Source organism: Pseudomonas sp. WT-JTC (assembly GCF_056711565.1).
The window spans coordinates 2,394,660-2,417,273 of record NZ_CM160042.1; the positions used below are offsets into that span (position 1 = coordinate 2,394,660).

Consider the following 22,614-nt stretch of genomic DNA (forward strand, 5'->3'; position numbering starts at 1 on the left):
CGGGTGACAGCCCATGAACAGCCTCAGAGATGTAAACAGCGAAGCGGTGCTGCGATTTGGTCCCTACGTCTTTCACCTAAGTCAGCGACTGGTGCTGGACGGCGATCGACCACTGCGCCTGGGCGGCCGTGCCCTTGATGTGTTGCAGGTGCTGGTCGAGCACGCGGGCTCGGTGGTCAGCAAGGAGGAGTTGATTGCGCAGGTCTGGCCGCGCTCGGTGGTCGAAGAGATCAACCTGCGCGTACACATTGCTGCCCTGCGCCGTGCCCTGTGCGACGGGCAGAACGGCCAGTGCTACATCGTCAACATTCCCCAGCGCGGCTACAGTTTTGTCGCCCCGGTGCAGCACTCGCCAGAGCCCGTATCGTTCCCGAGCGAGACCGTACAAAAACCTGTGCACAACCTGCCGACACGGCTCACGCCGATTACCGGACGCGATGCCGTTGTCGGCAGTCTGGTGCGGCAATTACCGGTGCGGCGATTCATGACCCTGGTCGGGCCATGCGGGATTGGCAAGACCACCGTAGCCCTGCGTGTGGCCGAACTGTTGTTGCAGCACTATCGGCACGGCGTGTGGCTGGTGGACCTGGCGGCAATCGATGACCCGGCGCAAGTGACCGATCACCTCACGCGAACCCTTGAACTGAAGGTCGGCACCACGTTGGAAGCGCTGTCGCAACGGCACGCCTTGTTGGTCCTGGACAACTGCGAGCATCTGCTCGAACGCTGCCGGACGCTGATCGGGACACTGCTGCATTCGATGCCTCGACTGTCGATCCTCGCCACCAGCCGCGAGCCGCTCAAGGCGGCGGGTGAAACCGTGTTGCGTCTGCCACCGCTGGCGGTGCCACCGGCATCAGCGCTGCGCAGTGTTGCCGAGGTCATGGGTTATACGGCGGTGCAGTTGTTTGTCAGCCGTGCCCGGGCCCGTCAGCAAGGCTTTAACCTGCGTGAACAAGACCTCAAGGTCGTGCGCGAAATCTGCTGGCGCCTGGATGGCTTGCCACTGGCGATTGAACTGGCCGCGGCGCAGATCGATGCGTTGGCGCTGGTGGGGTTGCAGGCCCAGCTCGACAACTGTTTTCAGTTGCTGACCCAGGGCCGTCGCACGGCCGTTCCCCGGCATCAGACCCTCAAGGCCGCGCTGGACTGGAGCTACGAGCGGTTGACTGCAGTGGAACAAACCGTGTTGCAGCGCCTGGCGGTGTTCAAAATGGCGTTTACCCAGGACGCAGCGATTGGCGTGATCTGTTGCGACAGGCTGCTCGCCGCCGACTTGATCAAGGTGCTGGAAAGCCTGGCATTCAAGTCACTGCTGTCCCGGGAGCAGGTGAGTGGAGTGATCCGTTACCGCTTCCTCAACACCACCCGCACCTACGCGCTGGAAAAACTCGAACTCAGTGGTGAGTTGCGCACCCTCGAAGTGCGTTATGCCGGTTACATCAGTCAAATGCGCTGGCCTTCAGGCGGGCAGGCGGCATTGCAACTCGTCGAGTAGCTGGCGAACCGTCATCAGGTCTGGCGTGGCAAAACCTTCGGTGAAGCGCTGGTAGACCGGTGCCAGCAATTGATACGCCCGTTGGGAGTGGCCCTGACGCTGCCACATCTGCGCCAGCGAGGTGGCGCTGCGCAGCTCCCAGGCCAGGGCACCCTGGGCCTTTGCCACGTCGAGTGCATTGAGCAGCACCGCTTCGGCCGTCGCGGCCTTGACCGGACAATCCGTTGCGAGCAACGTCCTGGCTTTGGCCCGCAGAATCTCTGCCGTGCTCCAGCCCGACGCACCGCTTTGCGCGCGTTCGAGCAAATCATCGTCGACGCAGGTCGGATCCAGCGTGACCATGATGTCTTTGATCAAACCGACACTTTGGCGGCCGGTTGGCCGAACATCGGTGCCGCCGATCACCTGCGCATAGTGTTGCGCCCAGTTGTAGAACAGAGGAACCGAATGTTTCTGCGCCTGTTCCAGCAGCAGGCGCAGGAGTTCGCGGGCACTGCGGGTGTCGCCGTTGTAGTAGGCGATCAGGCAGCCGGAGAGCGCCAGGGTGTAGCAGATCGACGTGCCGTGGTTGATCTGCAACGCGATGTCCAGCGCCTGCCGGGCCGTGCGCCAGGCCTGTTCCGGTTGGCCTTGCAGCCAGAGGACGCGCGCGTGGATGGTCAGCGCCGCAACGCCCTGGTCGTATTGCACGCCGAAACCATGGGTGAAACGGTTGAGATGGCCGCTGTGGGCCATGCGTTGCAGCACCTGTTCGGCATGCTCCCGAGCCTGATGCTGGTCGCCGGAGAAGTGCAGGGCCAGCACGCGCAATCGGTTCGTGCTGAGGGACATCAGGGCGTCGTCATGCAGCCCGAGTTGATCGAATTGCCCGCTCTGTTCCAGGGCCATCTGGTAATGACCGCAGCTGAGATTGACGGCCAGGTGACCGGAAATCGCCCGCAGCTGACCCGCCACATCGTCAAGTTGTCTGGCCAGGGCTCTGGCGCTGACAAAGGCGCCAACGGTTTCGGCGCTACCACCCTGAGCGTGGTAACAGGCACTGCCCAGGGCCAGCTTGAGGGCCATCTTCAAGCGCGGGCAAGGCTCGGGTGACTGATCGAGCAAGGCCAGCGCCTTGCGCACATAACCGCCATGTTCCTTGAGCAGTGACAGCTCCTGCCACAAGGGGGTGGACGCCGCGGCCAGGCGTATCGCCAGTGCCCTCGGCCCTTGCGCGTGCAAACCCCAGTCGAGGGCCGCGCGGATATCGTCCAGGGCGCGGCCATAGCGCTCGATCCACAGGCCGGTCGAGGTTTTCTCCCAGGCGTCCTGCGCCTGTTGCATCAGCGCCAGGCAGCGCTCGGCGTGCCGCTCCCGCGTGCCGGACAGGTCGGTGGTTTGCGTGAGCTTTTCCAGGGCGTAGTGGCGGGTGGTATCGAGCAAGCGGTAGTACACGTCTTCGTCGCCCACCTCCACGTTCAATAACGACTTGGCGACCAGTTGCGTGATTGAGCCGAACACCACGCGGGGTTCGATGTGTTCGCCGACAATCACTGCCGCTGCCGACTCCAGGGTGAAGCCACCGCGAAACACACTCAGTCGGCACAGGCAGGTCTTTTCGCAGGCGTTGAGCAGTTCGAAGCTCCAGTCCAGGGTTGCGCGCAAGGTCTGATGGCGCGCCAGGGGCGTCTGGCAGGGCTGGGTCAGCACCCGGAAACTGCTTTGCAACTGCGCCAGCAAGCCGTGCAATCCGAAGTTGCCCACTTGCGCCGCTGCCAGTTCGATGGCCAGTGGAATGCCGTCCAGACGGTGGCAGATGTCGATCAACAGCGGCAGCTCATCGTCCGTCAGTTCAAAGCTGTCATGGCTGGCCATGGCCCGTTCGACGAACAGTTGCACGGCGGAAAAGGTCATGGCCTGGGCGCGGTCGAGGACGGCGATGGGCGGCGGGCAGTCGAGTGATTCCAGGCGCTGGACGAATTCCCCTTCGGCCCGCAGGCTCTCGCGGCTGGTGGCGAGGATGTGCACTTGCGGCGCACTGCGCAGAATGTTTTCGCTGAGCTGGGCAATGGCGTCGACCAGGTGCTCGCAATTGTCGATGACCAGCAGCATGTGGCGGTCGCGCAGGTAGTCTGCAAGCCCGCTCAGGGGTTCATCGTCGTGCAGGGCCAGTTCGAGCAATGTCGCCAGATGGCCGTCGATCATCAGCGGGCAGTTGACCGGGGCCAGGTCCAGCAGGCGAATGCCGTCCCGGTAGCGACCGATCATCTGTTCGGCGACCCGCAGGGCTACGGTGGTCTTGCCGATGCCGCCGGGACCGACGAGGGTGATGAAGCGCTGGCGTGGCAGTTGCATCATCAGATGGTCGACCAGCGTCTGCCGGCCGATCATGCGCGTACGGCGCACCGGCAGGTTATGTCGGCTCGGCGCATACGCCTCGGGCGCTGGCGGTTGCCCGGCCTGCTCCAGTGAGTGCGGTGCGACGAAACTGTACCCGCGCTGGGCCACGGTGATGATATAGCGCTGGCCGGCCTGGCCGTCGCCGAGCGCCTTGCGCAACGCGGCCATGTGCACCCGCAGGTTGATGTCTTCGACCACGCTGTCGGGCCAGACCCGGGCGATCAATTGTTGCTTGCTGACCACGTTGCCGGCGTGTTCCAGCAGGATCAACAGGATGTCCATGGCGCGCCGACCCAGGCGCAAGGGCTGGTCAGCCTCCATCACCAGGCGTTGTCCGGGGTAGACCCGGTAGGGGCCGAAATGCACAACCTGTTCGGGGGATAGGGTCAACGAGTCACTCCTGGAGCATCCGTCTGGTACGCGGTTTTCGAGCATATTCCTCAGGTTTTTCACTAAGCGCAATGCGCCGACCGGGTGACTGTCGGGTGCAGGCAATGACTCTAACGTACAGGCCCGGGACCGTCAGCCCCGAGATCATTGGGCGCGACAGATGGACAGCGATTGCCGGGGCTTTTTGCGCACCATGGAAAATTAACAACGTTTAACTCGTCCTGCGCCCGACTGCGCCCAAAACTCTCTACCTGTAGGAGCGAGCTTGCTCGCGATGGTGTGTCAGCCACATTGGTGTCGACTGATATTCCATCGTCGGAACGCCGCCCGGAGCAAGCTCGCTCCTACAAGGGAATTAAATCCATCTCAAGGACAAACCAATGAGCAACGTGGTGGTGGTCTATCACAGTGGCTACGGGCACACCCGGGTCATGGCCGAAGCTGTGGCCGGGGGCGTGGAACGGCACCTGGGCAGCACCTGCCAGTTGATACCGGTCGAGGAAGTGCACGAGCACTGGGAGCGCCTGCACAACGCCGATGCCATTATCTTCGGCGCGCCGACCTACATGGGCAGCGCCTCGGCGGCCTTCAAGGCGTTCATGGAGGCCACGGCGGCGTTCTACCTGGCCCAGCCCTGGCGCGACAAACTCGCCGCGGGGTTCACCAATTCCGGCTGCCTGTGCGGCGACAAACTCAACACCTTGCTGCAGATGGCGGTGTTCGCCGCCCAGCACTCGATGATCTGGGTCGGCCTTGACCTGTTGCCGGCGCGCTCCAGCACCGGCGCGTTCAACGGCCAACTCAATCGCTTGGGCAGCTCACTGGGCGCCATGGCCCAGTCGAATGTCGAGCAATCCCCCGACGATGCCCCTCCGCCCGAGGATCGCTGCACCGCCGCGCACCTGGGCGAGCGTGTGGCGCGCCTGGCGGATCGCATGAAGCAACTACCGGTTTGATTCCCCCCCCAACCCTCGTTTAGGAGGCATCACCCATGAGCACCTTTACCACCCGCGACGGCGTCGAGATTTACTACAAGGACTGGGGCACCGGACAGCCGATTGTCTTCAGTCACGGCTGGCCATTGAATGCTGACAGCTGGGAATCGCAGATGATCTTCCTGGCCTCCAGGGGCTACCGGGTCATCGCCCACGACCGTCGCGGTCATGGACGTTCCAGCCAGCCGTGGTCGGGCAATGACATGGACCATTACGCCGACGATCTGGCGCAGTTGATCGAGCTGCTCGATCTGCAGGACGCCGTGCTGTTCGGCTTCTCCACCGGCGGTGGCGAGGTGGCACGATACATCGGTCGCCACGGCACCGGCCGCGTGGCCAAGGCCGGGCTGATTTCCGCCGTGCCGCCGCTGATGCTCAAGACCGAAGCCAATCCCGGCGGCCTGCCGCTGGAGGTGTTCGACGGCATTCGCCAGGCCTCGCTGGTCGATCGCTCGCAGCTGTACATTGACCTCGCCAGCGGCCCGTTCTTCGGTTTCAACAAACCTGACGCAAAACCGTCCCGGGGCATGATCGACTGGTTCTGGATGCAGGGCATGATGGCCGGCCACAAGAACGCCTACGACTGCATCAAGGCGTTCTCGGAAACCGACTTCACCGAAGACCTGAAGAAGTTCGACGTGCCGACCCTGGTGGTGCATGGCGATGCGGATCAGGTCGTGCCGTACGAGGCGGCGGGCGTCTCCAGCGCCAAACTGGTGAAGGGCTCGACCCTGAAGATTTACCCGGGCGCCCCTCACGGTTTGACGGACACCCATAAGGATCAGCTCAACGCGGATCTGCTGGCGTTCCTCAAGGGGTGATATCCGACTGAAAGATCGCAGGTGCAGCCTGCGATCTTTTGCCGCTCGACGAGGTGCCGCGGACAAACTGACAGCGCCAGGCAAACGGGGTGATGCCTTCGCTGCGGGTGAAAATGTGGCAGAAGTGCGCCTGATCGCAGAAGCCGCACTCGAGGCTGATCTGCGTAAGGCTCATGTCGGTATACTGGATCAATTGCTTGGCCAGGGTAATGCGTTGCTGGCGAATCCAGTCCTGCGGCGAGAGGCCGGTGCTGCACTTGAAAGCGCGGGAAAAGTGACTGCGCGAGAGGGCGCAGGCCTGTGCCAGATCGGTGACTTCCAGGCTGTCACCGAGGCGATCGAGGATCAGTTGCTTGACCAGTTTTTCGCGCTGCGGGCTGAGGCCGCCGGTACTGGTCTTGCGAGGCTCGCTGGCAGGTGCGCGGTTAGTGATGTGCTGAGGGTAAGCCATGGCCATTGTCCGTTCGGGGAGGAAAAGCACTGGCGCCCGGCTTGAGCGATCAGCACCGTTACTCTGGAAAAAAAACAGTTCTGCGCTGAGGGCTTCATTGTTGGAGTTGCCCTCAGCGTCTGACGAGTTAAACGTTGTTAATTCCATCCCCCGAAGGTATGAACACAGCACATCGCTGCAAGTGTGAGCAACGGCGATGGGCACAAGATGCGCAGCATGGAGCGGGCCATCTCGGACCGCTGGCTGGCTTGAAAAGGTGAGCAGATGAAACGGACATGGCAGGGAACGCTGGGGGCCATTGGCCTGGTTCTGATATCCACCAGCGCGCTGGCCCAGGCGCCCGCGCAGGTGGGTACGCAAGTACCCGGGTACTTCCGGCTGGCGCTGGGGAATTACGAAGTGACGGCGTTGTTCGACGGCTACAACGACCTGTCGCCGAAGCTGTTGCAAGGCATGAGCCAGAGCCAGATCCGCGCTCTGCTGGCCCGTCGTTCGATTGAAACCCCGGGTGTGCAGACCGCCTTCAACGCGTTTCTGGTCAACACCGGTAAACAGCTTGTACTGATTGATACCGGGGCAGGGCAGTGCATCGGTCCTACCGCCGGCCAGCTCCCGGCCAACCTGCAAGCGGCCGGCTACAAACCTGAGCAGGTGGACGCCATCCTGATCACTCACCTGCACCTGGATCACGTCTGCGGTCTGGTGGACGGCCAGCAACAACCGGTGTTCGCCAACGCCACGGTGTATGCGGCCAAGGCCGAAGCTGACTACTGGCTCGATCCGCAAGCATTGACCAAGGCGCCGGAAGCGGCCAAGGGCTACTTCAAGATCGCTCAGGATTCCACGGCCCCTTACGTTACCGCCGGTCGTTTCAAGACCTTCACCCCCGGTCAGTCACCACTGCCGGGTGTGGTCGAGGCGCAACTGGAAGCCGGGCACACGCCGGGCAGCACCACGTACCGTTTCACTTCCCAAGGGCAAAGCATCCTGTTCATAGGGGACCTGGTGCACAACCTCGCCGTGCAGTTCCTGCACCCTGAGGTATCGATCGGTTTCGACGTCAACAGCCAGCAAGCGATCAACAGTCGCAACCAGGTGTTCAGTGCCGCGGCCGCCAGCAAGACCTGGGTGACGGCGGCGCATCTGCCGTTCCCCGGCATCGGTCATATCAGCGCACAAGGCAAGCATTTCGAGTGGGTGCCGGTGGAGTACGGACCGTACAAACGCGCGGCGAACGTGCCGTTGATCGAGTAAAGTCCAGCGCACTCATGCCTGGCCGAACACACAAGGAACCCGTACTTATGAACCGTAACGATCTGCGTCGCGTCGACATGAACCTGCTGGTGATTTTCGAAGCCCTGATGTTCGAAAAGAACCTGACCCGCGTCGCGGAAAAACTGTTCATGGGGCAGCCGGCGGTGAGCGCCGCGCTGGGGCGTTTGCGCGATCTGTTTGACGACCCGTTGCTGCTGCGCAACGGTCGCGGCATGGAACCGACGGCGCGCGCGTTGGCGATCCTCAAGGAGTTGCAGCCGGCGATGGACACCATTTCCGGCGCGGTCAGCCGGGCCAGGGAGTTCGATCCGGCGACCAGTTGCGATGTGTTTCGCATCGGGCTGTCGGACGATGCCGAATTCGGCTTGTTTCCACCGTTGTTGCGCCAGTTGCAAGAGGAAGCACCGGGCATCGTCGTGGTCGTGCGGCGGGCCAATTACCTGTTGATGCCGGCGCTGCTGGCGTCGGGGGAAATTTCGGTGGGCGTGAGCTACACCACGGATCTGCCGGCCAATGCCAAGCGCAAGAAGCTGCGCGATATCCCCTGCAAAGTGCTGCGTGGCGACACCCGCCCAGGGACCCTGACCCTGGACGAGTACTGTGAGCGGCCCCATGCGATGGTGTCGTTCTCGGGGGACTTGAGCGGCAATATCGATCTGGATCTGGCGAAGGTCGGGCGTAGTCGTCGTGTGGTGCTGGGGGTGCCGCAGTTCAGTGGGTTGCGGGCGTTGCTCGCGGGTACCGAGATGATTGCCACGGTGCCCGATTATGCGGCCTGTGCGTTGGTGGAGGGGTGTGGGTTGCGGGCTGAGGATCCGCCGTTCGAGATTGAGGCGGCGCAGTTGTCGATGGCCTGGAGCGGGGTGCATGACAATGATCCGGCTGAGCGGTGGTTGCGGGCGCGGATCAGTCAGTTCATGTCTGCTTCTTTGGATATTCCCTCCTGATTGTGTACATATCCGTTTTTTGGGTGACGGCGGCTTAGGGTTTCGCCCTTACGGCGAGTTCCTTTTGTCAAACGACACAAAAGGAACCAAAAAGTCTCGCCCCTTACGTACGGCCCCTCGCTTAGGCTCGGGGTTCCTTCGCTCCGGTATTCATCCGGGGGCATTGCCCTCCGGTCGGCTGCGCGCGACCTGCATGCAATGAGTTCGACTGCGTCGAACGGCGCTGCGCGCCATTCCCCGGATGAACACCTCCGCTCAGCCTGCCGAGGGGGCGGGTGGATCAAGATCAAGAGCGGCAGGCGAGCTAACGCTCGGCCTGTTGAATGGTGAAAAGCGTGGGGGTATGCCGACCTGCTTTTGCTCTGCTCTGCTCTTCTGTAGGAGCGAGCTTGCTCGCGATGGTCGGCAACGATGACGTGGGCTGCCTGAATGCCCGCGGTGTCCTGGCGTTTTTCGCGAGCAAGCTCGCTCCTACAGGGGAAGGGCGTTCGGTTGTGGTCAGGCCGCCTCGCTTTTGCTTTTGCTTTTGCTTTGGCTTTTGATCTGCTTGCCCCCTCGAGAGGCCGAGCGCAGGTTCTGCGCAGTGGGCAACCCGGCATGGATGCCGGGTTAGCCGCGTACGGCCAGGGATGGCCGATCGCGGCGGGCCCACGGAGCAGGACCGGAGCGAGGGAATGCCGAGCCTTGGCGAGGCACCGAACGTCAGGGGCAAGAGCGTTTGGTTACTTTGCGCTTTTCAAAGTGACCCGCCGTAAGGGCGGAACCCTAAGTGGCCGTTACCGCAGCAATGGATATGTACACCCTCAAAAATCCACACCACCCAACAATCCACCATCGCGAGCAGGCTCGCTCCCACAGGGATCTGCATCGCTGGGCAGTTCTCGGCCCACATTGCAAACAGAGCACGTACATTCAATTTTTCCCCCTCCTGCCCCGGCACTATTTAACCCTGTGCCGGCGGCTGGTCGCCGGTGGTTATTCATTTGTGCGGGTAGGCCATGGACGCTTCGCGACGTGATGATCGGGCGCAAGACTGGGGGCTGCTGTTCCTGCGGGTCAGCGGCGGGTTGTTCCTGTTGTGGGTACATGGTTTGCCCAAGCTGCTTCACTACAGTGCCGAGTTGCAAAACATCGAAGACCCTTTCCATCTGGGCGCGAACCTGACGCTGGTGTTGGCGATTTTCGCCGAGGTCGTATGCCCGCTGCTGATCGTCGTCGGGTTGCTGGTGCGTCTGGCGTGTTTGCCTATTCTGTTTCTGCTGTGGGTGTCGATGTTGATCGTGCATCCGCAGTGGACACTCTTCGAAGGCCAGTTCGGCTGGCTGTTGTTGATTGTGTTCACCAGCATTTTCATCGCCGGGCCGGGACGCCTGGCACTCAATGTCCGTTTCGCCGGAGCCTTGCGTTATGTCTGAATCCAATCGCCGTGAGCCGGCAAGTCCGGGGCCTGATGAGGTGGTGACGCTGATCGTCAAACACCGGGTCAAGGCCGGTTTCGAAGTGCCTTATGCAGCCTGGCTGCGCAACATTGTCAAGGTGGCCGCGCAGAGCGACGGGCACCTGGGCGTGGATGTGGTGCGCGGCAAGAACGCCGGCCTCGACACCTACACTTGCGTGCTGCGCTTTTGCTCGACCGAGGCGATGCAGAACTGGCTCGATTCACCACAGCGCCAGGCGCTGGTCGACGAAGCTGCGCAGATGCTGGCCGATGGCGACCAGACCGAGGTCAATCCGGTCAACGAGTTCTGGTTCTCGCCCCAGGCCGAAGCCGGTACGCCACCGCCGCGCTGGAAGCAGGCGGTGGTGACGCTGCTGGTGATCCTGCCGCACACCTTGCTGGTGCCGCTGCTCTGGGGGCCGCTGCTCAAACTCAACATCTTTCTGTCCAATTACGTGGTCGCCACGTTCCTGATCACCCTGACCATCGTGGTTTCTGTGGTCTACCTGTTCATGCCCATGGCGACGCGCCTGTTCGCGCCCTGGCTGTCTCCCGCCGCTTTACACGAGGAACCGTGATGAACGCCGATCTGATTCTGTTCAATGGTCAATTCCATACCGTTGACCGCGAAAAACCGCTCGCCAGCGCCGTTGCGATCAGCGACGGGCGCTTCGTCGCGGTCGGCAACGATGCACAAGCCATGGCCCTGCGTGGCGCGAACACACAGGTGATCGACCTCAAGGGTCGTTGTGTGATCCCCGGGCTCAACGACTCGCACCTGCACCTGATCCGTGGCGGCTTGAACTACAACCTCGAACTGCGCTGGGAAGGTGTGCCGTCCCTGGCCGATGCCATGCGCATGCTCAAGGAGCAGGCCGATCGCACGCCGACGCCGCAGTGGGTGCGGGTGGTCGGTGGCTGGAACGAATTCCAGTTCGCCGAGAAGCGCATGCCGACTCTCGAAGAACTCAACCAGGCGGCACCGGACACGCCGGTGTTCGTTCTGCACCTGTACGACCGCGCCTTGCTCAACCGCGCCGCGCTGCGTGTCGCCGGTTACACCCGTGACACACCCAACCCACCAGGCGGCGAGATCGTGCGTGATGCCAACGGCAACCCGACCGGCATGCTGGTGGCGCGGCCGAACGCAATGATTCTCTACTCGACGCTGGCCAAGGGGCCGAAGCTGCCGCTGGAGTATCAGGTCAACTCGACCCGTCAGTTCATGCGCGAACTCAATCGCCTGGGCCTGACCAGCGCCATCGATGCCGGCGGCGGTTTCCAGAACTACCCGGACGATTACCAGGTCATCGAGCAACTGGCCAAGGACGAGCAACTGACCGTCCGTATCGCCTACAACCTGTTCACCCAGAAACCGAAGCAAGAGTTGACCGACTTCAAGAACTGGACCGGCAGCGTGAAGCTGCACCAGGGCGACGATTTCCTGCGGCACAACGGCGCCGGGGAAATGCTGGTGTTTTCGGCGGCGGATTTCGAAGACTTCCTCGAACCGCGCCCGGACTTGTCGCAGACCATGGAAGCCGAACTGGAGCCGGTGGTGCGCCACCTGGTCGAGCAACGCTGGCCGTTCCGTCTGCATGCGACTTACAACGAATCCATCAGCCGCATGCTCGACGTGTTCGAGAAGGTCAACCGCGACATTCCGTTCAACGGCTTGCCGTGGTTTTTCGACCATGCCGAAACCATCACCCCGCAGAACATCGAGCGGGTGAGGGCGCTGGGGGGCGGCATTGCGATTCAGGATCGCATGGCGTTCCAGGGTGAATATTTTGTCGACCGCTACGGCAAGCAGGCCGCCGAAGCCACGCCGCCGATCAAGCGCATGCTCGCCGAAGGCGTGCCGGTCGGTGCGGGTACCGACGCCACCCGAGTCTCCAGCTACAACCCATGGACATCGCTGTACTGGATGGTCAGCGGCCGTACCGTCGGCGGTCTGGCGCTGTACGAGGAAGGGTTGCCGCGCACCACGGCACTGGAGCTGTTTACCCACGGCAGCGCCTGGTTTTCGTCGGAACAGGGCAACAAAGGCCAGATCAAGGTCGGGCAACTGGCGGACCTGGCCGCACTGAGCGCGGACTTCTTCAGCGTCGAGGAAGAAGCGATCAAGTGGATCGAGTCGGTACTGACCGTGGTCGGCGGCAAGATTGTCTACGGTGCCGGCGACTTCGAAAAACTCGGGCCTGTCAGCCTGCCGGTGCTGCCGGACTGGTCGCCGGTGGCGAAGGTTCCGGGGCACTGGCGGCCGAACGCGCCGCTGCAGGCGCAGGTTCACCAGTGCAGCGGCCCGTGCGCCGTGCATACCCACAGCCATGAGAAGGCCCGTATGTCGAACGTGCCGGTGAGTGACTTCGCCGGTTTCTGGGGCGCCTTCGGCTGTTCCTGCTTCGCGTTCTGAGTCTCAACAAAGCGTCGGCCATCGTGGTCGACGCTTCACCTCACCACCCTCCGAGGAGTTTCAAATGAGCAACGTTCCTTACAAACGCCTGAACAAAGACGATGCCGTTGTGCTGCTGGTCGACCACCAGACCGGTCTGATCTCGCTGGTACAGGATTTCTCGCCCAACGAGTTCAAGAACAACGTGCTGGCGCTGGGCGACATCGCCAAGTTCTTCAAGCTGCCAACCATCCTCACCACCAGCTTCGACAGCGGCCCGAACGGCCCGATCGTGCCGGAGCTCAAGGCGCAGTTCCCGGACGCGCCGTTCATTGCACGCCCGGGCCAGATCAATGCCTGGGACAACGAAGATTTCGTCAAGGCGATCAAGGCTACCGGCCGCAAGCAACTGATCATCGCGGGTGTGGTGACCGACGTGTGCGTGGCGTTCCCGACCCTGTCGGCCATTGCCGAAGGCTTTGAGGTGTTTGTGGTGACCGACGCTTCCGGCACCTTCAACACCACCGTGCAACAAGCGGCCTGGGCGCGGATGTCGGCTGCCGGTGCTCACCTGCTGAACTGGTTCGCTGTGGCCTGCGAGCTGCAAGGCGACTGGCGCAACGACATGGAAGGCCTGGCCAACCTGCTGTCGGAACGCCTGCCGAACTACCGCAACCTGATCAACAGCTACATGAAATTTACCGCCAAGTAAGACCTGACCTGTGGGAGCGGGCTTGCTCGCGAAGAGGGAGTGTCAGTCACAGCAATGTTGCCTGACACACCGCTTTCGCGAGCAAGCCCGCTCCCACCGGGTTTTGTGTTCACAGTCGCTCAGCGACTCAGCAACCACCCCGGAAAACCACCTTTCCTGACCGCCACCGAGTGCGCCGATGACATCCTGCTACAGCCGGCCACCACAGAAAAGCCCGTCGCCACACCGCGCCTTGAACACAGATTAATAGTGTGTCTGGAAGGGAAAAACAGCTATAAAATGCTTGACTGTCAACCGGGAAGTGACAATGAACCCCTTCGAAGATATGCGCATTTTTTGCCAGGTGATGGACTCCGGCAGCTTCACTTCGGCCGCCGATCAATTGGGCCTGTCCAAGCAGTTTGTCAGCCGCCGCTTGATGCAACTTGAAGAGCGCCTGGGCGTGCGATTGCTCAATCGTTCGACCCGGCGGCTGGATGTCACGCCGCTGGGGCAAAGCTATTACGAGTCAGCCTTGCGCCTGCTCAGCGAAGTCGAACAAGTGGAACAGGGCATTGCCGGCCAGACCACCGAGCCACGGGGAACCATTCGTGTGAGTGCGCCGCTGTCGTTCGCACTGGCACATCTGGGGTGCCTGCTGCCGGTGTTTTTGCAGCGCTATCGCGACGTGACGGTGGAGATGGATTTGAGCGATCGGCCTGTGGATTTGCTGGGTGAGGGTTACGACCTGGCGTTGCGCATCGGTACGCTCGAGGACTCGACGTTGATTGCCCGGCGGATCGCGTCGATCCAGCGGGTGTATTGCGCCAGCCCGGCGTACCTGGCCGAACGCGGTACTCCGCTCAAACCTGAGGATTTGCACGGTCATGACTGTCTGCCGTACGGCCATGGTCGACAGGTGCAATGGCGTTTTGCCGGGCAGGGCAAGCCGCTGACGGTCAACGTCAGCGGGCGGATGCGGGTCAACAATGGCGAAGTACTCAAGGATGCGGCCATCGCCGGGCTGGGGATCACGTATTTGCCGACGTTCATTGTCGGTTCGGCACTGAAGGATGGACGGCTGGTGCAAGTGCTGGGGGATTTCCGGCCGGAGGCGCTGACGTTGTCTGCGGTGTATCCGCAACACCGGCAGAGTTCGCGGCCGGTGCAGGCGCTGGTTGAGTTCTTGCGCGAGCGCCTGGATCGGGTTGAGGGTGGGGTGTAAAAACGCGGAGTGCCTGACTCAAGCGAACCTGTGGGAGCGGGCTTGCTCGCGAATGCGGTGTGTCAGTCGACATCAATGTTCGATGACCCACCGCATTCGCGAGCAAGTCGGATCGCCGCACCACCGCTCCCACAGGGTTTTGTGTGTATGGGGATCAGTTGGAATCAGGTCCTTTTGTCATCGCCGGGCTCGACATGGACCCCCCGTTTATCCCCTGGCTGGGCATGGACGCCACGGTCATCCCCTGGCTGGGCATGGACACCTCGGTCATCGCCGACTTCGCCGTTGGCATGAACGCCTCGGTCATCGCCGACTTCGCCGTTGGCATGAACGCCTCGGTCATCGCCGACTTCGCCGTTGGCATGAACGCCACGATCGTCGCCGACTTCACCAGCGCGATGCACGCCGCGGTCATCCCCGGGTTCATCATGGGTGCCGCTGCGTCCTGAGGACGAGGCCGATCCGGAGTGACCCGAACCGCTGTTGGCACTGCCATGGCCGCTGTTGCTGCCATGGTCGCCACCGTGGCCGCTGCCGCCACCACTGCCACCACCGCCACTTCCGCCGCCACCGCCGCCGCCACCGCCGCTGCCTCCACCGCCGCCTCCACCGCCGCCTCCACCACCACTGCCGCCACCACCACCGCCACTACCCCCTTCCTTGGCCTGAGCACTGGATACCCCGGACAGGTGGTCCGGAATCAGTACGGTAGACGCCGACAGAACCGCGCCAATAGCTACTGCGAGTAAAAGCTTATTGATGTGCATGTCGTTCTCCGTCTCTTGTTCAGATTGGAACGTTGATGAACATTGCTACGTGCTGCTTTCTTCCCATGGGAACTTGTTAAACACCTCGCTGGACTGATTTATTCAATTGGCGGTTGAAAAAATGCAACGGGCAGCGCGACCCTGTTGCATAAGGTCAGTGGATGCTCGAGGCCAGCTCGAAAATCGGGATGTACATCAGGATCACGATCACCCCGATCAACAGGCCGATGAAGGTCATGAGCAAGGGTTCGAACAGCCGCACGAACCACTCGATCCAGCGGCTGATTTCTTCGTCGTAGAAGTCGGCGCTGCGCTCCATCATCTGCCCGAGATTGCCGGACTGTTCGCCAGCGCGCAGCAGGCGCAGCGACACGGGGGTCACCAGGTGGTTGAGTTCCAGCGCGGTAGAGAGTGACTGCCCCTCGCGTACCCGCTCGCACGCCTGGTCCAGGCGCGCGCGGGAGGCGACGGTGAGCAAGCCACGGACCATGCCCATGGCGGTGACCAGAGGAATGCCGCCTTGCAGCAGAATCCCCAGCGAACGGTAGAAGCGCGCCAGCTCATACATGAAGATGCGCTGGTGCACCGCCGGGAGCTTTTCGATCAGGCGGTCCAGCCCCCGACGAAAGGCCGGTTGGCGCTGGAGCAGGACGAGGGCGACGATGATGGCCAGCAGGCCGCCGAAGAATTCGCCCTGGTGGGAGTGAAGGAACATGCCGCTGCTCATCAGGATCTGCGACATCCATGGCAGGTTCGACCCCAGCCCCTCGAATACCAGACTGAAGCGCGGTACGACATAACCCATCAGAAACAACACCACGCCACCGCCCACCACTAGCAACAGCATGGGGTAGATCGACGCGCTTACGATCTTCTGGCGAACCTCGTCCATGCGTTGGCGATAGCTGACATACCGGCCCAGGGCATCGCCCACGGCACCGGTCTTTTCACTGGACTGCACCAGCGCAACGTACAGCGCAGGGAAAACGGCCGACAGCTGACTCAAAGCCTGGGAAAACGATTTGCCCTCGTAAAGCAAACGCACCAGCTCGCTCAAGGTTTTACGGGCCTGTGGCGCGGTTTCTTTTTCCGCCAGGCTTTCCAGCGCATCGATCAAAGGTAGGCCGGCGTTGAGCAATGTGGTCAGTTCCTGGCTGAACAACACCAGGTTGAACGTCTCGCGCCGGTGCAGGCGCAACGCGCGCCAATGTCGCTCGGCGTGCAGGCTGACGACGCGCAGGCCCTGGTCTTCGGCGATGCGCCTGGCTTCGCTGTGCCCCGGTGCCTCGACGGTCATCGACACGACACCTGCCTTGCCGACGGCCTTTAGATGAAAGCGCATGGTCGCCATTCCCGTCAGTTCCAGTTGGTGACTTCGGCGTTCTCGCCTTCACCGCCGGGTTGTCCGTCCTTGCCCATGGACAGCAGGTCGTACTCGCTGTTTTCACCGGGGTAGCGATAGGTGTAGTTGTGGCCCCAGGGGTCTAGCGGGAGTTTTTTCTGCAGGTATGGGCCGGTCCAGCGCGGTTCGTCGGCGGGGGCAGTGACCAGCGCCTGCAAACCCTGTTCGGTCGACGGGTAATGGCCGACCTCCAGGCGATAAAGGTCCAGGGCTTTGCTCAAGCCTTCTATTTGCGCCTTGGCCACTTTCACTTCGGAACGACCCAGTTGGGCGAAATACTTCGGCGCCACGATGCCAGCCAACAACCCCAGCACCACCAGCACCACCAACAGTTCGAGCAGGGTGAACCCGCTTTGGGTCCGCCGGGCATAACACAGTCGCTGATTCATGATGACCTCACACAGTCGGCGGCACAGTTGTCATGTATACGCATGCAATTGCCATGCTCACGTTTGGTGATCCTTCTGCACCCCCCGTACTACGGGCCTTCTCACTTACGGCACAGTGCTTGCGTATGGCTGTTGCACGACTGGCCATTGGGGCAATACCCCCATTTTTCGGGGCCGGAAAGGGGAGGTATAACAATGAAATCACTCACCACCGGGTTGCTGGGTCTGCTTGTGTTGACCGGCGCCGCACAGGCCGATGTGTTTGTTTCCGTGGACGCCAATGGCAGCTACGTCCTGTCCAATGTCCACCGCCCCGGACGCCACTATGAACGGGTGATCCATGAACCTGATGCGGCGGTCGTCAGCCTCGACCAGCAACCGCAGATGATCGCCGCGCAACCCTATGCCGAGCTGGTGTCGGCGGCGGCCACGGCCAACGAACTCCCGGCGGCGCTGCTGCACGCAGTGATCAAGACCGAATCCAGATACAACGCCCGCGCAACCTCACCCAGGGGCGCTCGCGGGCTGATGCAATTGATGCCCGACACCGCCCGCGAAATGGGCGTGACCAACGTCTACGACCCCAAGGCCAACATCCAGGGTGGCGCCCGTTATCTCAAGCGCCTGATGACGATGTTCGACAACGATATCCGCCTCGCCGTGGCGGCCTACAACGCCGGTCCGCAAGCGGTGCTCAGCCGGGGCAACGTGGTCCCGCCGTTCGCCGAAACCCAGCGTTATGTGCCCAGCGTGCTGAACCAGTATCGGCTTTTGCAGGGGTTGTCCGCGGATGCGCCGCTGTGATCGAAACCCCGGGGCGATTTTCCCCAATAGTGGGGAATAGTGGCCCCAGCGAGAAAGTGGGGGTTGGGTGGGGAATATCCCCCCCGGTTTATCAAGTCATTATCATAACTAGATGATTAATAACGTAATTTTTTGTGGCATGCAGATTGCTCTGGACGATTTATCGAGAAGCTCACCCCGGATGATCCGCAACGAGGCCCGAGACTATGATCGGCATATCTCGCGCCCCGTCCCTGATTGATTTGCCGTTGTTGGTGACATCGATGCCCGGCATCGGGATTGCCTGCGCAATTGCACGTTGCGAGCGCAAGCGACGGTATTCATGAAGCCCCGGTGACCCTCGACCAGAACGGTGCCTGGTACCTGCACGTGCCGGTGGCGTCCCTCGGTTCGAGTTTCGACGACAAGACCATTGCCAGCGTTCGGGTCATACCCGGCGATACCCACCAAGAGGAAGCTGACATGAACCGATTCGCACATTGCGGCCTGCTGACGTTCTGTCTGTTGGCCATCGGTATCGGCCAGGCGCTGGCTCACTCGTCGGATGAACATGACGGGCACGACATGGCCGCCGGGAAGGCCAGTCCGGAGACCACCCGGATCAAGTTTGCCGACGTGGACCTGCTGGACCAGGACGGCAAGGTCGTCAGTCTGGAAAAAGACCTGGTGAGGCACAAGATCGTGGTCATGGGCTTCATCTACACCAGTTGCACCACGGTCTGCCCGATGGTGTCCTCGATCATGGGCAAGGTGCAGAAGCAGTTGGGTGCGCGGGTCGGCACCGAGGTGCAACTGGTGTCGATCAGCATCGACCCGCAGCGTGATGATCCCCAGCGCCTGAGCGACTACGCCCGCACGTTCCAGGCTGGGCCGGGCTGGAGCTGGCTGACCGGTTCGCCGCAGTCGGTCGATGCCACCCTCAAGGGGCTCGCCTACAGCGGTGACTTCAAGAATCACTCGCCGCAGATTCTGGTGGGGGACGGCAACAACCGTTTCTGGACCCGTTACTACGGACTCACCGACCCGACGGAGCTGGCCCGGGCCGTCGAAAAGCTCAGTGGTGAACGCAACACCCACGCCAAGCACACGGCCATCGCCTTGGAGCAGCAGCCATGAGAGCCATCGACTGGTTTGCCGACGCGCCGTTGCAGGACCAGGTGGTGCTGCGCAATGTGATTTTCACCCGTTGCAACGATGCTTGCCCGCTGATTGCCCGCAAGCTCAAGGACGTACCTCAAGCGTTGGGCGACAAGGCCAACGGCATCTCCGTTATCTCCCTTACCAGTGATCCGCTGCGGGACACCCCGGCGGTACTCAAGGCTTACACCTTGAAAGAGGGCATCGATGGGCCCCACTGGTTTTTTCTTACCGGCGACAAGGCGCGAATGGACCTTGTGTTGTTGACAATGCCTGTGGCCGGTCGCTGAGCCATGGCCATGAATGCTGCCCTCGTCCTTGGCCTGCTGCTCCTCGGGAGCCTTACGTTCAGCGCCCAGGCGCTGCCGCTGAGCCTCAGCGAAATTGCCGGCAAGCGGTTGTACCGCGAAGGTGTGTCGGCCAGTGGCGAGCCGATCATGGCCCGGGTTGGCGTATCCAACATGGTGCTACCGGCCACCCAACTGCCGTGCGCCAGTTGTCATGGCGACGACGGCCTCGGTCGCCCGGAAGGCAGGGTGCGACCATCGGACTTGAGCTGGTCGCGGCTGGCCAGCACTCCCGGCCAGCAGCAGGTCAACGGCCGCAGTTATCCGGCCTACAGCGACAGCACCCTGGCGCGGGCGGTACAGGAGGGGCGCGACCCCGGCAACAACCGGCTCGATCCGACAATGCCACGGTTCGTGTTGTCGACGAACGATCAACGCAACCTCACGGCGTACCTCAAGCGTCTGGCCGAAGACCGCGATCCGGGCCTGAGCCCCGACACTCTGCACCTGGGCACTTTGTTGCCGGGTGCCGGGCCATTGAGCGAGGAGGGGGCCACGGTGGCGGCGGTGCTCAACGGCTGCGTGGCGCGTATCAACGAGGCGGGCGGAATTCATGGCCGGCAGTTGCGCCTGACCATCCTCGATCCCGGCACCGACCGCGTCAGTGCCGAAAAGGCGTTGGACCGGTTGATCGATGAGGAGCAGGTGTTTGCCCTGATTGCCCCGCTGGCGCCAGCATTGGACATGGACCTTGCCGCGCGTCTGGAAGAGGCCGGCATTCCCCTGATCGGGCCGCTGTCCTTGCAGGGCACGCCCCACACCAGCCCGCAGATATTCGAACCGCTGCCGGGGCTTCGCGAGCAATTGATCGCCCTGGCCGAATACGCCGGTGCCAGCCTGCGGGTGCTTCAGGGGCCGACGCTGATCGCCTATCCGGACGAATCCGGTCAACGGCTGGCGGCGCAGGAACTTGGCCGGTACTTGCAGGGGCACGCCTGGCAGAAGGTGCGCCTGCAAGCCTATGACCCGACCGGGGATGATTTGCCCCTGGGGTCGCGCTCGGTGTTTTACCTGGGCAGCAGCAGCGGTTTCAGTCGACTGGCCGAGCGCTTGCAAACGGCGGGGCAGGTGCCTTACCTGTTCGCCACCTCGAACCAGGTGGCGGGCAATCTGACGCAGGTGCCCAGTGGATTTTCCCGGCGGGTGTTCCTGGCCTATCCGTTCGTGCCCAGCGACTGGACCCTGGCCGGGCGCCTGGCCCTGACCCAATTGCGCGAACACCAGGGCCTCGGTGGCCAGCACGCGGTGCTGCAAGTGGGGGCGTTCAGTTCGATGATGCTGCTCAGCGAAGGCATGAAGCAGGCCGGGCGGGATGCCAGCCGCGGCAAGCTGGTCAGTGCCCTGGAAGGCCTGCATGACTTCGATACCGGGCTGACGCCACTGATCAGCTTTGGTCCTGGCCGACGCCTGGGCTTGAGCGGTGCCCATATCGTCACGGTGGATCTGCCGGACCAGCGTTTTTATCTGGTCGCCCCCTATAAGCCCATTGCTGCCACGCCCTGACGGGAGGCCGATCATGAAACTCAACACTTTGCTGGTCCTGTTGACGCTGTGGGGGCCCGTGGCGTGGTGCAGCAATGGCCCGGCCGCGGCGCGGGTCAATGGCGAGGAAATTTCCCGGTTACGCCTGGAGCGCTATTTCGCCGAATACCTGGAAGACCAGGGCCGGGTGGAAGGCAGCATTGACAATCCCAAAGCCTACCGGCAACTGCGCAAGGCCGCGCTGGATGCCTTGATCGACCGCGAATTGTTGTGGCAGGAAGCCATCAAGCGCGGCGTGGTGATCAGTGATGCCGTGGTCAAGGACCGGATCGATCAGACCCGCCAGGCCATGGGCGGTGCCGAGGTGTTTGCCAGGCGTCTTGAAGATGCCGGTTTTGACGAAGCCGGTTACACCGAATACACCCGCCGTGAACTGGCGGCCCGGCAAGTGTTCAATGACCTCACCCAGGCCGGTGAGCCAGACGAAAAACAGGTCCGGGCGTTCTACGAAGAGCACCGTGCCGAGATGAACCGGCCCGAAGCAGTGCAGGCCCGGCATATCCTGGTCAAGGTAGGGCCCGGCGCAGACCCTTCCACTGTCGAAGCCGCGCGGCTACGCTTGATGGGAATGCGGGCGTCCATCGTTGCCGGGGCCGATTTCGCCAGCCTTGCCCGCAGCGGGTCCGAAGACGCGTCGGCCAGCGAAGGTGGCGACTTGGGCTACTTTCCCCGTGGACGGATGCTGCCGGAGTTCGAGGCTGTCGCGTTTGCCCTGGCACCGGGGGCTGTCAGCGAACCTGTGCGTACGTCGGTGGGCTGGCATTTGATTTATCTGGAAAACCACATGGAGGCGACCAATGTCCCGCAGGAGCAAGGGCTTGAAATGGTTCGGGCTTACCTCGCCCGGCAACAACAGGTTCAAGCGCGCTTGCAGGCACTGGCGCAATTGCGCTCGCGCAATCGAATCGAGCGGATTGACGATGAATAGGGGGGTTCCCCAAAAGTGGGGGAAAAACGTCAGCGACGATCCGATCGCTTCCCCCGTGTTTGGGGGGATCGAATGCCTGTACGAGAGGGCATTGTTTTTAAATTCAAGGACATGAAGACCTGACATTACCGGCGCTCAGCCTGGCATGAAGTGTGCGTAAGTCCTGTCAAGGCGCGCACTCGGCCAGGTTCAATCCCGGACCTGCGGTTTCAAGGAGTCGACCTTGTTGAACAAAGTACTGGTTGTTGATGACGAACAGTTGCTGGCGGAAAACCTCCAGGGTTACCTGCAGGCGCAAGCACTGGAAGTCCGGATTGCTCACGACGGTGCACAAGGAATCGCCGAAGCTGACGATTTCGCACCCGATGTGATGGTGTTCGATTACCGCTTGCCCGATATGGAAGGCTTTCAGGTGCTCGATGCCGTCCGCCAGAACAGGAATTGTCATTTTGTGCTGATCACTGGGCATCCAACCGCGGAAGTTTGCGAGCGGGCCCGGCAACTGGGAGTCAGCCATATCCTGTTCAAACCGTTTCCCCTGGCGGAACTGGCCCGTGCAGTACTTGATCTTCTGGGCAGGAAGCGCGAACCCAGACCGGGTGTGAGCACTTGCGAAGGATTCGTCGAACGACGCCAGAGCAGGACCGAAAGTTTCCCGCTGCAGTTGTACGACGGTAGTTGGGTGCTTGCAGATCGCCGAAAAAATACATCGGCCTCCATGGCACCGGACGACGAACAATTGCTCACCGGGGAGTAGTGGCGCGACACGCCGTTCCGGCCCCCGCCGAAATTG

At 62.1% G+C, this 22,614-nt stretch carries 20 protein-coding genes and 1 pseudogene; 16 read left to right on the forward strand and 5 right to left on the reverse strand.

Going from position 1 to position 22,614, the window contains the following annotated elements; genetic code table 11:
- Window positions 1-13: 13 nt before the first annotated feature.
- Window positions 14-1,498, forward strand: a complete 1,485-nt coding sequence (locus tag AC06G5_RS10955; protein ID WP_480459454.1) for an ATP-binding protein — start codon at window positions 14-16, stop codon at window positions 1,496-1,498.
- Here AC06G5_RS10955 and AC06G5_RS10960 read toward each other — a convergent pair.
- Complete coding sequence (locus AC06G5_RS10960) at window positions 1,463-4,267, reverse strand: ATP-binding protein (protein ID WP_413705180.1); 2,805 nt, start codon at window positions 4,265-4,267, stop codon at window positions 1,463-1,465. The two genes, AC06G5_RS10955 and AC06G5_RS10960, sit on opposite strands and share 36 nt — an antisense overlap.
- A 380-nt stretch (window positions 4,268-4,647) precedes the next feature.
- Here AC06G5_RS10960 and AC06G5_RS10965 point away from each other — a divergent pair, with 380 nt between their 5' ends.
- Together AC06G5_RS10965 and AC06G5_RS10970 are read left to right on the forward strand one after the other, a co-directional pair.
- Window positions 4,648-5,223 (forward strand): flavodoxin family protein, encoded by a 576-nt coding sequence (locus AC06G5_RS10965; protein ID WP_413428585.1) that lies wholly within the window; start codon window positions 4,648-4,650, stop codon window positions 5,221-5,223.
- Window positions 5,224-5,258: 35 nt separating this feature from the next.
- Window positions 5,259-6,083, forward strand: a complete 825-nt coding sequence (locus tag AC06G5_RS10970) for an alpha/beta fold hydrolase (protein WP_480459455.1) — start codon at window positions 5,259-5,261, stop codon at window positions 6,081-6,083.
- On the opposite strand, the gene AC06G5_RS10975 is transcribed toward AC06G5_RS10970, so the two are convergent.
- Window positions 6,073-6,534 (reverse strand): helix-turn-helix domain-containing protein, encoded by a 462-nt coding sequence (locus AC06G5_RS10975; RefSeq protein WP_480459457.1) that lies wholly within the window; start codon window positions 6,532-6,534, stop codon window positions 6,073-6,075. The genes AC06G5_RS10970 and AC06G5_RS10975 overlap by 11 nt on opposite strands.
- Window positions 6,535-6,798: 264 nt before the next feature.
- Between AC06G5_RS10975 and AC06G5_RS10980 the strand changes: the two genes are divergently transcribed.
- From AC06G5_RS10980 to AC06G5_RS11010, 7 genes are all read left to right on the forward strand, one after another.
- Window positions 6,799-7,788, forward strand: coding sequence for an MBL fold metallo-hydrolase (locus AC06G5_RS10980; RefSeq protein ID WP_413428588.1), 990 nt, complete (start codon window positions 6,799-6,801; stop codon window positions 7,786-7,788).
- 47 nt (window positions 7,789-7,835) lie between these two features.
- Entirely contained in the window at window positions 7,836-8,756 is a 921-nt protein-coding gene (locus AC06G5_RS10985; RefSeq protein WP_413428589.1) for a LysR family transcriptional regulator, read from the forward strand.
- Between the two features lie 998 nt (window positions 8,757-9,754).
- Window positions 9,755-10,171 (forward strand): DoxX family protein, encoded by a 417-nt coding sequence (locus tag AC06G5_RS10990; RefSeq protein WP_413428847.1) that lies wholly within the window; start codon window positions 9,755-9,757, stop codon window positions 10,169-10,171.
- Complete coding sequence (locus tag AC06G5_RS10995; RefSeq protein WP_413705178.1) at window positions 10,164-10,772, forward strand: antibiotic biosynthesis monooxygenase; 609 nt, start codon at window positions 10,164-10,166, stop codon at window positions 10,770-10,772. The genes AC06G5_RS10990 and AC06G5_RS10995 overlap by 8 nt, the downstream gene beginning before the upstream one ends.
- Window positions 10,772-12,610 carry an amidohydrolase gene (locus AC06G5_RS11000; RefSeq protein WP_480459458.1) on the forward strand — a complete coding sequence of 613 codons (1,839 nt, stop codon included), beginning with the start codon at window positions 10,772-10,774 and terminating at the stop codon, window positions 12,608-12,610. Before AC06G5_RS10995 ends, AC06G5_RS11000 begins: the two co-directional genes overlap by 1 nt.
- Before the next feature lie 64 nt (window positions 12,611-12,674).
- Window positions 12,675-13,301, forward strand: coding sequence for an isochorismate family cysteine hydrolase YcaC (gene ycaC, locus AC06G5_RS11005; protein ID WP_007991021.1), 627 nt, complete (start codon window positions 12,675-12,677; stop codon window positions 13,299-13,301).
- 307 nt (window positions 13,302-13,608) lie between these two features.
- Window positions 13,609-14,505, forward strand: coding sequence for a LysR family transcriptional regulator (locus AC06G5_RS11010; RefSeq protein WP_413428850.1), 897 nt, complete (start codon window positions 13,609-13,611; stop codon window positions 14,503-14,505).
- Between the two features lie 164 nt (window positions 14,506-14,669).
- Here AC06G5_RS11010 and AC06G5_RS11015 read toward each other — a convergent pair whose 3' ends face one another.
- The 3 genes from AC06G5_RS11015 to gspG all read right to left on the reverse strand — a co-directional run bounded on the left by AC06G5_RS11015 (window position 14,670) and on the right by gspG (window position 17,063).
- The gene (locus AC06G5_RS11015) at window positions 14,670-15,272 is read right to left on the reverse strand and encodes a hypothetical protein (protein ID WP_480459460.1); all 603 of its coding nucleotides are present in this window, start codon (window positions 15,270-15,272) and stop codon (window positions 14,670-14,672) included.
- 154 nt (window positions 15,273-15,426) lie between these two features.
- Window positions 15,427-16,614 (reverse strand): type II secretion system F family protein, encoded by a 1,188-nt coding sequence (locus tag AC06G5_RS11020; protein ID WP_413428311.1) that lies wholly within the window; start codon window positions 16,612-16,614, stop codon window positions 15,427-15,429.
- A gap of 14 nt (window positions 16,615-16,628) precedes the next feature.
- On the reverse strand, window positions 16,629-17,063 hold the full coding sequence (gene gspG / locus AC06G5_RS11025) for a type II secretion system major pseudopilin GspG (protein WP_085718840.1): 435 nt from the start codon (window positions 17,061-17,063) through the stop codon (window positions 16,629-16,631).
- 195 nt (window positions 17,064-17,258) lie between these two features.
- On the opposite strand from gspG, the gene AC06G5_RS11030 reads away from it, so the two are divergent.
- From AC06G5_RS11030 to AC06G5_RS11055, 6 genes and pseudogenes are all read left to right on the forward strand, one after another.
- Window positions 17,259-17,867 carry a lytic transglycosylase domain-containing protein gene (locus AC06G5_RS11030; RefSeq protein ID WP_057397278.1) on the forward strand — a complete coding sequence of 203 codons (609 nt, stop codon included), beginning with the start codon at window positions 17,259-17,261 and terminating at the stop codon, window positions 17,865-17,867.
- A gap of 462 nt (window positions 17,868-18,329) precedes the next feature.
- Window positions 18,330-18,983, forward strand: coding sequence for an SCO family protein (locus AC06G5_RS11035; RefSeq protein ID WP_480459878.1), 654 nt, complete (start codon window positions 18,330-18,332; stop codon window positions 18,981-18,983).
- Window positions 18,984-18,994: 11 nt separating this feature from the next.
- A pseudogene (locus tag AC06G5_RS11040) lies at window positions 18,995-19,267 on the forward strand (SCO family protein); the annotation flags it as partial.
- A 36-nt stretch (window positions 19,268-19,303) separates the two neighbouring features.
- Window positions 19,304-20,854: a cytochrome c/ABC transporter substrate-binding protein gene (locus AC06G5_RS11045; protein WP_480459462.1), complete on the forward strand. Its 1,551-nt coding sequence runs from the start codon at window positions 19,304-19,306 to the stop codon at window positions 20,852-20,854.
- 13 nt (window positions 20,855-20,867) lie between these two features.
- Window positions 20,868-21,821, forward strand: a complete 954-nt coding sequence (locus AC06G5_RS11050) for a peptidylprolyl isomerase (RefSeq protein ID WP_413428309.1) — start codon at window positions 20,868-20,870, stop codon at window positions 21,819-21,821.
- Window positions 21,822-22,044: 223 nt separating this feature from the next.
- Window positions 22,045-22,578 carry a response regulator gene (locus AC06G5_RS11055; RefSeq protein ID WP_413428308.1) on the forward strand — a complete coding sequence of 178 codons (534 nt, stop codon included), beginning with the start codon at window positions 22,045-22,047 and terminating at the stop codon, window positions 22,576-22,578.
- The last annotated feature ends 36 nt before the right edge of the window (window positions 22,579-22,614 follow it).

Excerpts from the sequence above, each read along its gene's own strand:
- AC06G5_RS10955 (WP_480459454.1), top strand. The coding sequence starts at position 14 with ATGAACAGCCTCAGAGATGTAAACAGCGAAGCGGTGCTGCGATTTGGT.
- AC06G5_RS11050 (WP_413428309.1), top strand. The coding sequence starts at position 20,868 with ATGAAACTCAACACTTTGCTGGTCCTGTTGACGCTGTGGGGGCCCGTG.
- ycaC (WP_007991021.1), top strand. The coding sequence starts at position 12,675 with ATGAGCAACGTTCCTTACAAACGCCTGAACAAAGACGATGCCGTTGTG.
- AC06G5_RS10965 (WP_413428585.1), top strand. The coding sequence starts at position 4,648 with ATGAGCAACGTGGTGGTGGTCTATCACAGTGGCTACGGGCACACCCGG.
- AC06G5_RS10975 (WP_480459457.1), bottom strand. The coding sequence starts at position 6,534 with ATGGCTTACCCTCAGCACATCACTAACCGCGCACCTGCCAGCGAGCCT.
- AC06G5_RS11010 (WP_413428850.1), top strand. The coding sequence starts at position 13,609 with ATGAACCCCTTCGAAGATATGCGCATTTTTTGCCAGGTGATGGACTCC.
- AC06G5_RS10985 (WP_413428589.1), top strand. The coding sequence starts at position 7,836 with ATGAACCGTAACGATCTGCGTCGCGTCGACATGAACCTGCTGGTGATT.
- AC06G5_RS11035 (WP_480459878.1), top strand. The coding sequence starts at position 18,330 with ATGAACCGATTCGCACATTGCGGCCTGCTGACGTTCTGTCTGTTGGCC.
- AC06G5_RS10980 (WP_413428588.1), top strand. The coding sequence starts at position 6,799 with ATGAAACGGACATGGCAGGGAACGCTGGGGGCCATTGGCCTGGTTCTG.
- AC06G5_RS11020 (WP_413428311.1), bottom strand. The coding sequence starts at position 16,614 with ATGCGCTTTCATCTAAAGGCCGTCGGCAAGGCAGGTGTCGTGTCGATG.
- AC06G5_RS10990 (WP_413428847.1), top strand. The coding sequence starts at position 9,755 with ATGGACGCTTCGCGACGTGATGATCGGGCGCAAGACTGGGGGCTGCTG.
- AC06G5_RS10995 (WP_413705178.1), top strand. The coding sequence starts at position 10,164 with ATGTCTGAATCCAATCGCCGTGAGCCGGCAAGTCCGGGGCCTGATGAG.
- AC06G5_RS11030 (WP_057397278.1), top strand. The coding sequence starts at position 17,259 with ATGAAATCACTCACCACCGGGTTGCTGGGTCTGCTTGTGTTGACCGGC.
- AC06G5_RS11015 (WP_480459460.1), bottom strand. The coding sequence starts at position 15,272 with ATGCACATCAATAAGCTTTTACTCGCAGTAGCTATTGGCGCGGTTCTG.
- gspG (WP_085718840.1), bottom strand. The coding sequence starts at position 17,063 with ATGAATCAGCGACTGTGTTATGCCCGGCGGACCCAAAGCGGGTTCACC.
- AC06G5_RS11000 (WP_480459458.1), top strand. The coding sequence starts at position 10,772 with ATGAACGCCGATCTGATTCTGTTCAATGGTCAATTCCATACCGTTGAC.
- AC06G5_RS11045 (WP_480459462.1), top strand. The coding sequence starts at position 19,304 with ATGAATGCTGCCCTCGTCCTTGGCCTGCTGCTCCTCGGGAGCCTTACG.
- AC06G5_RS10970 (WP_480459455.1), top strand. The coding sequence starts at position 5,259 with ATGAGCACCTTTACCACCCGCGACGGCGTCGAGATTTACTACAAGGAC.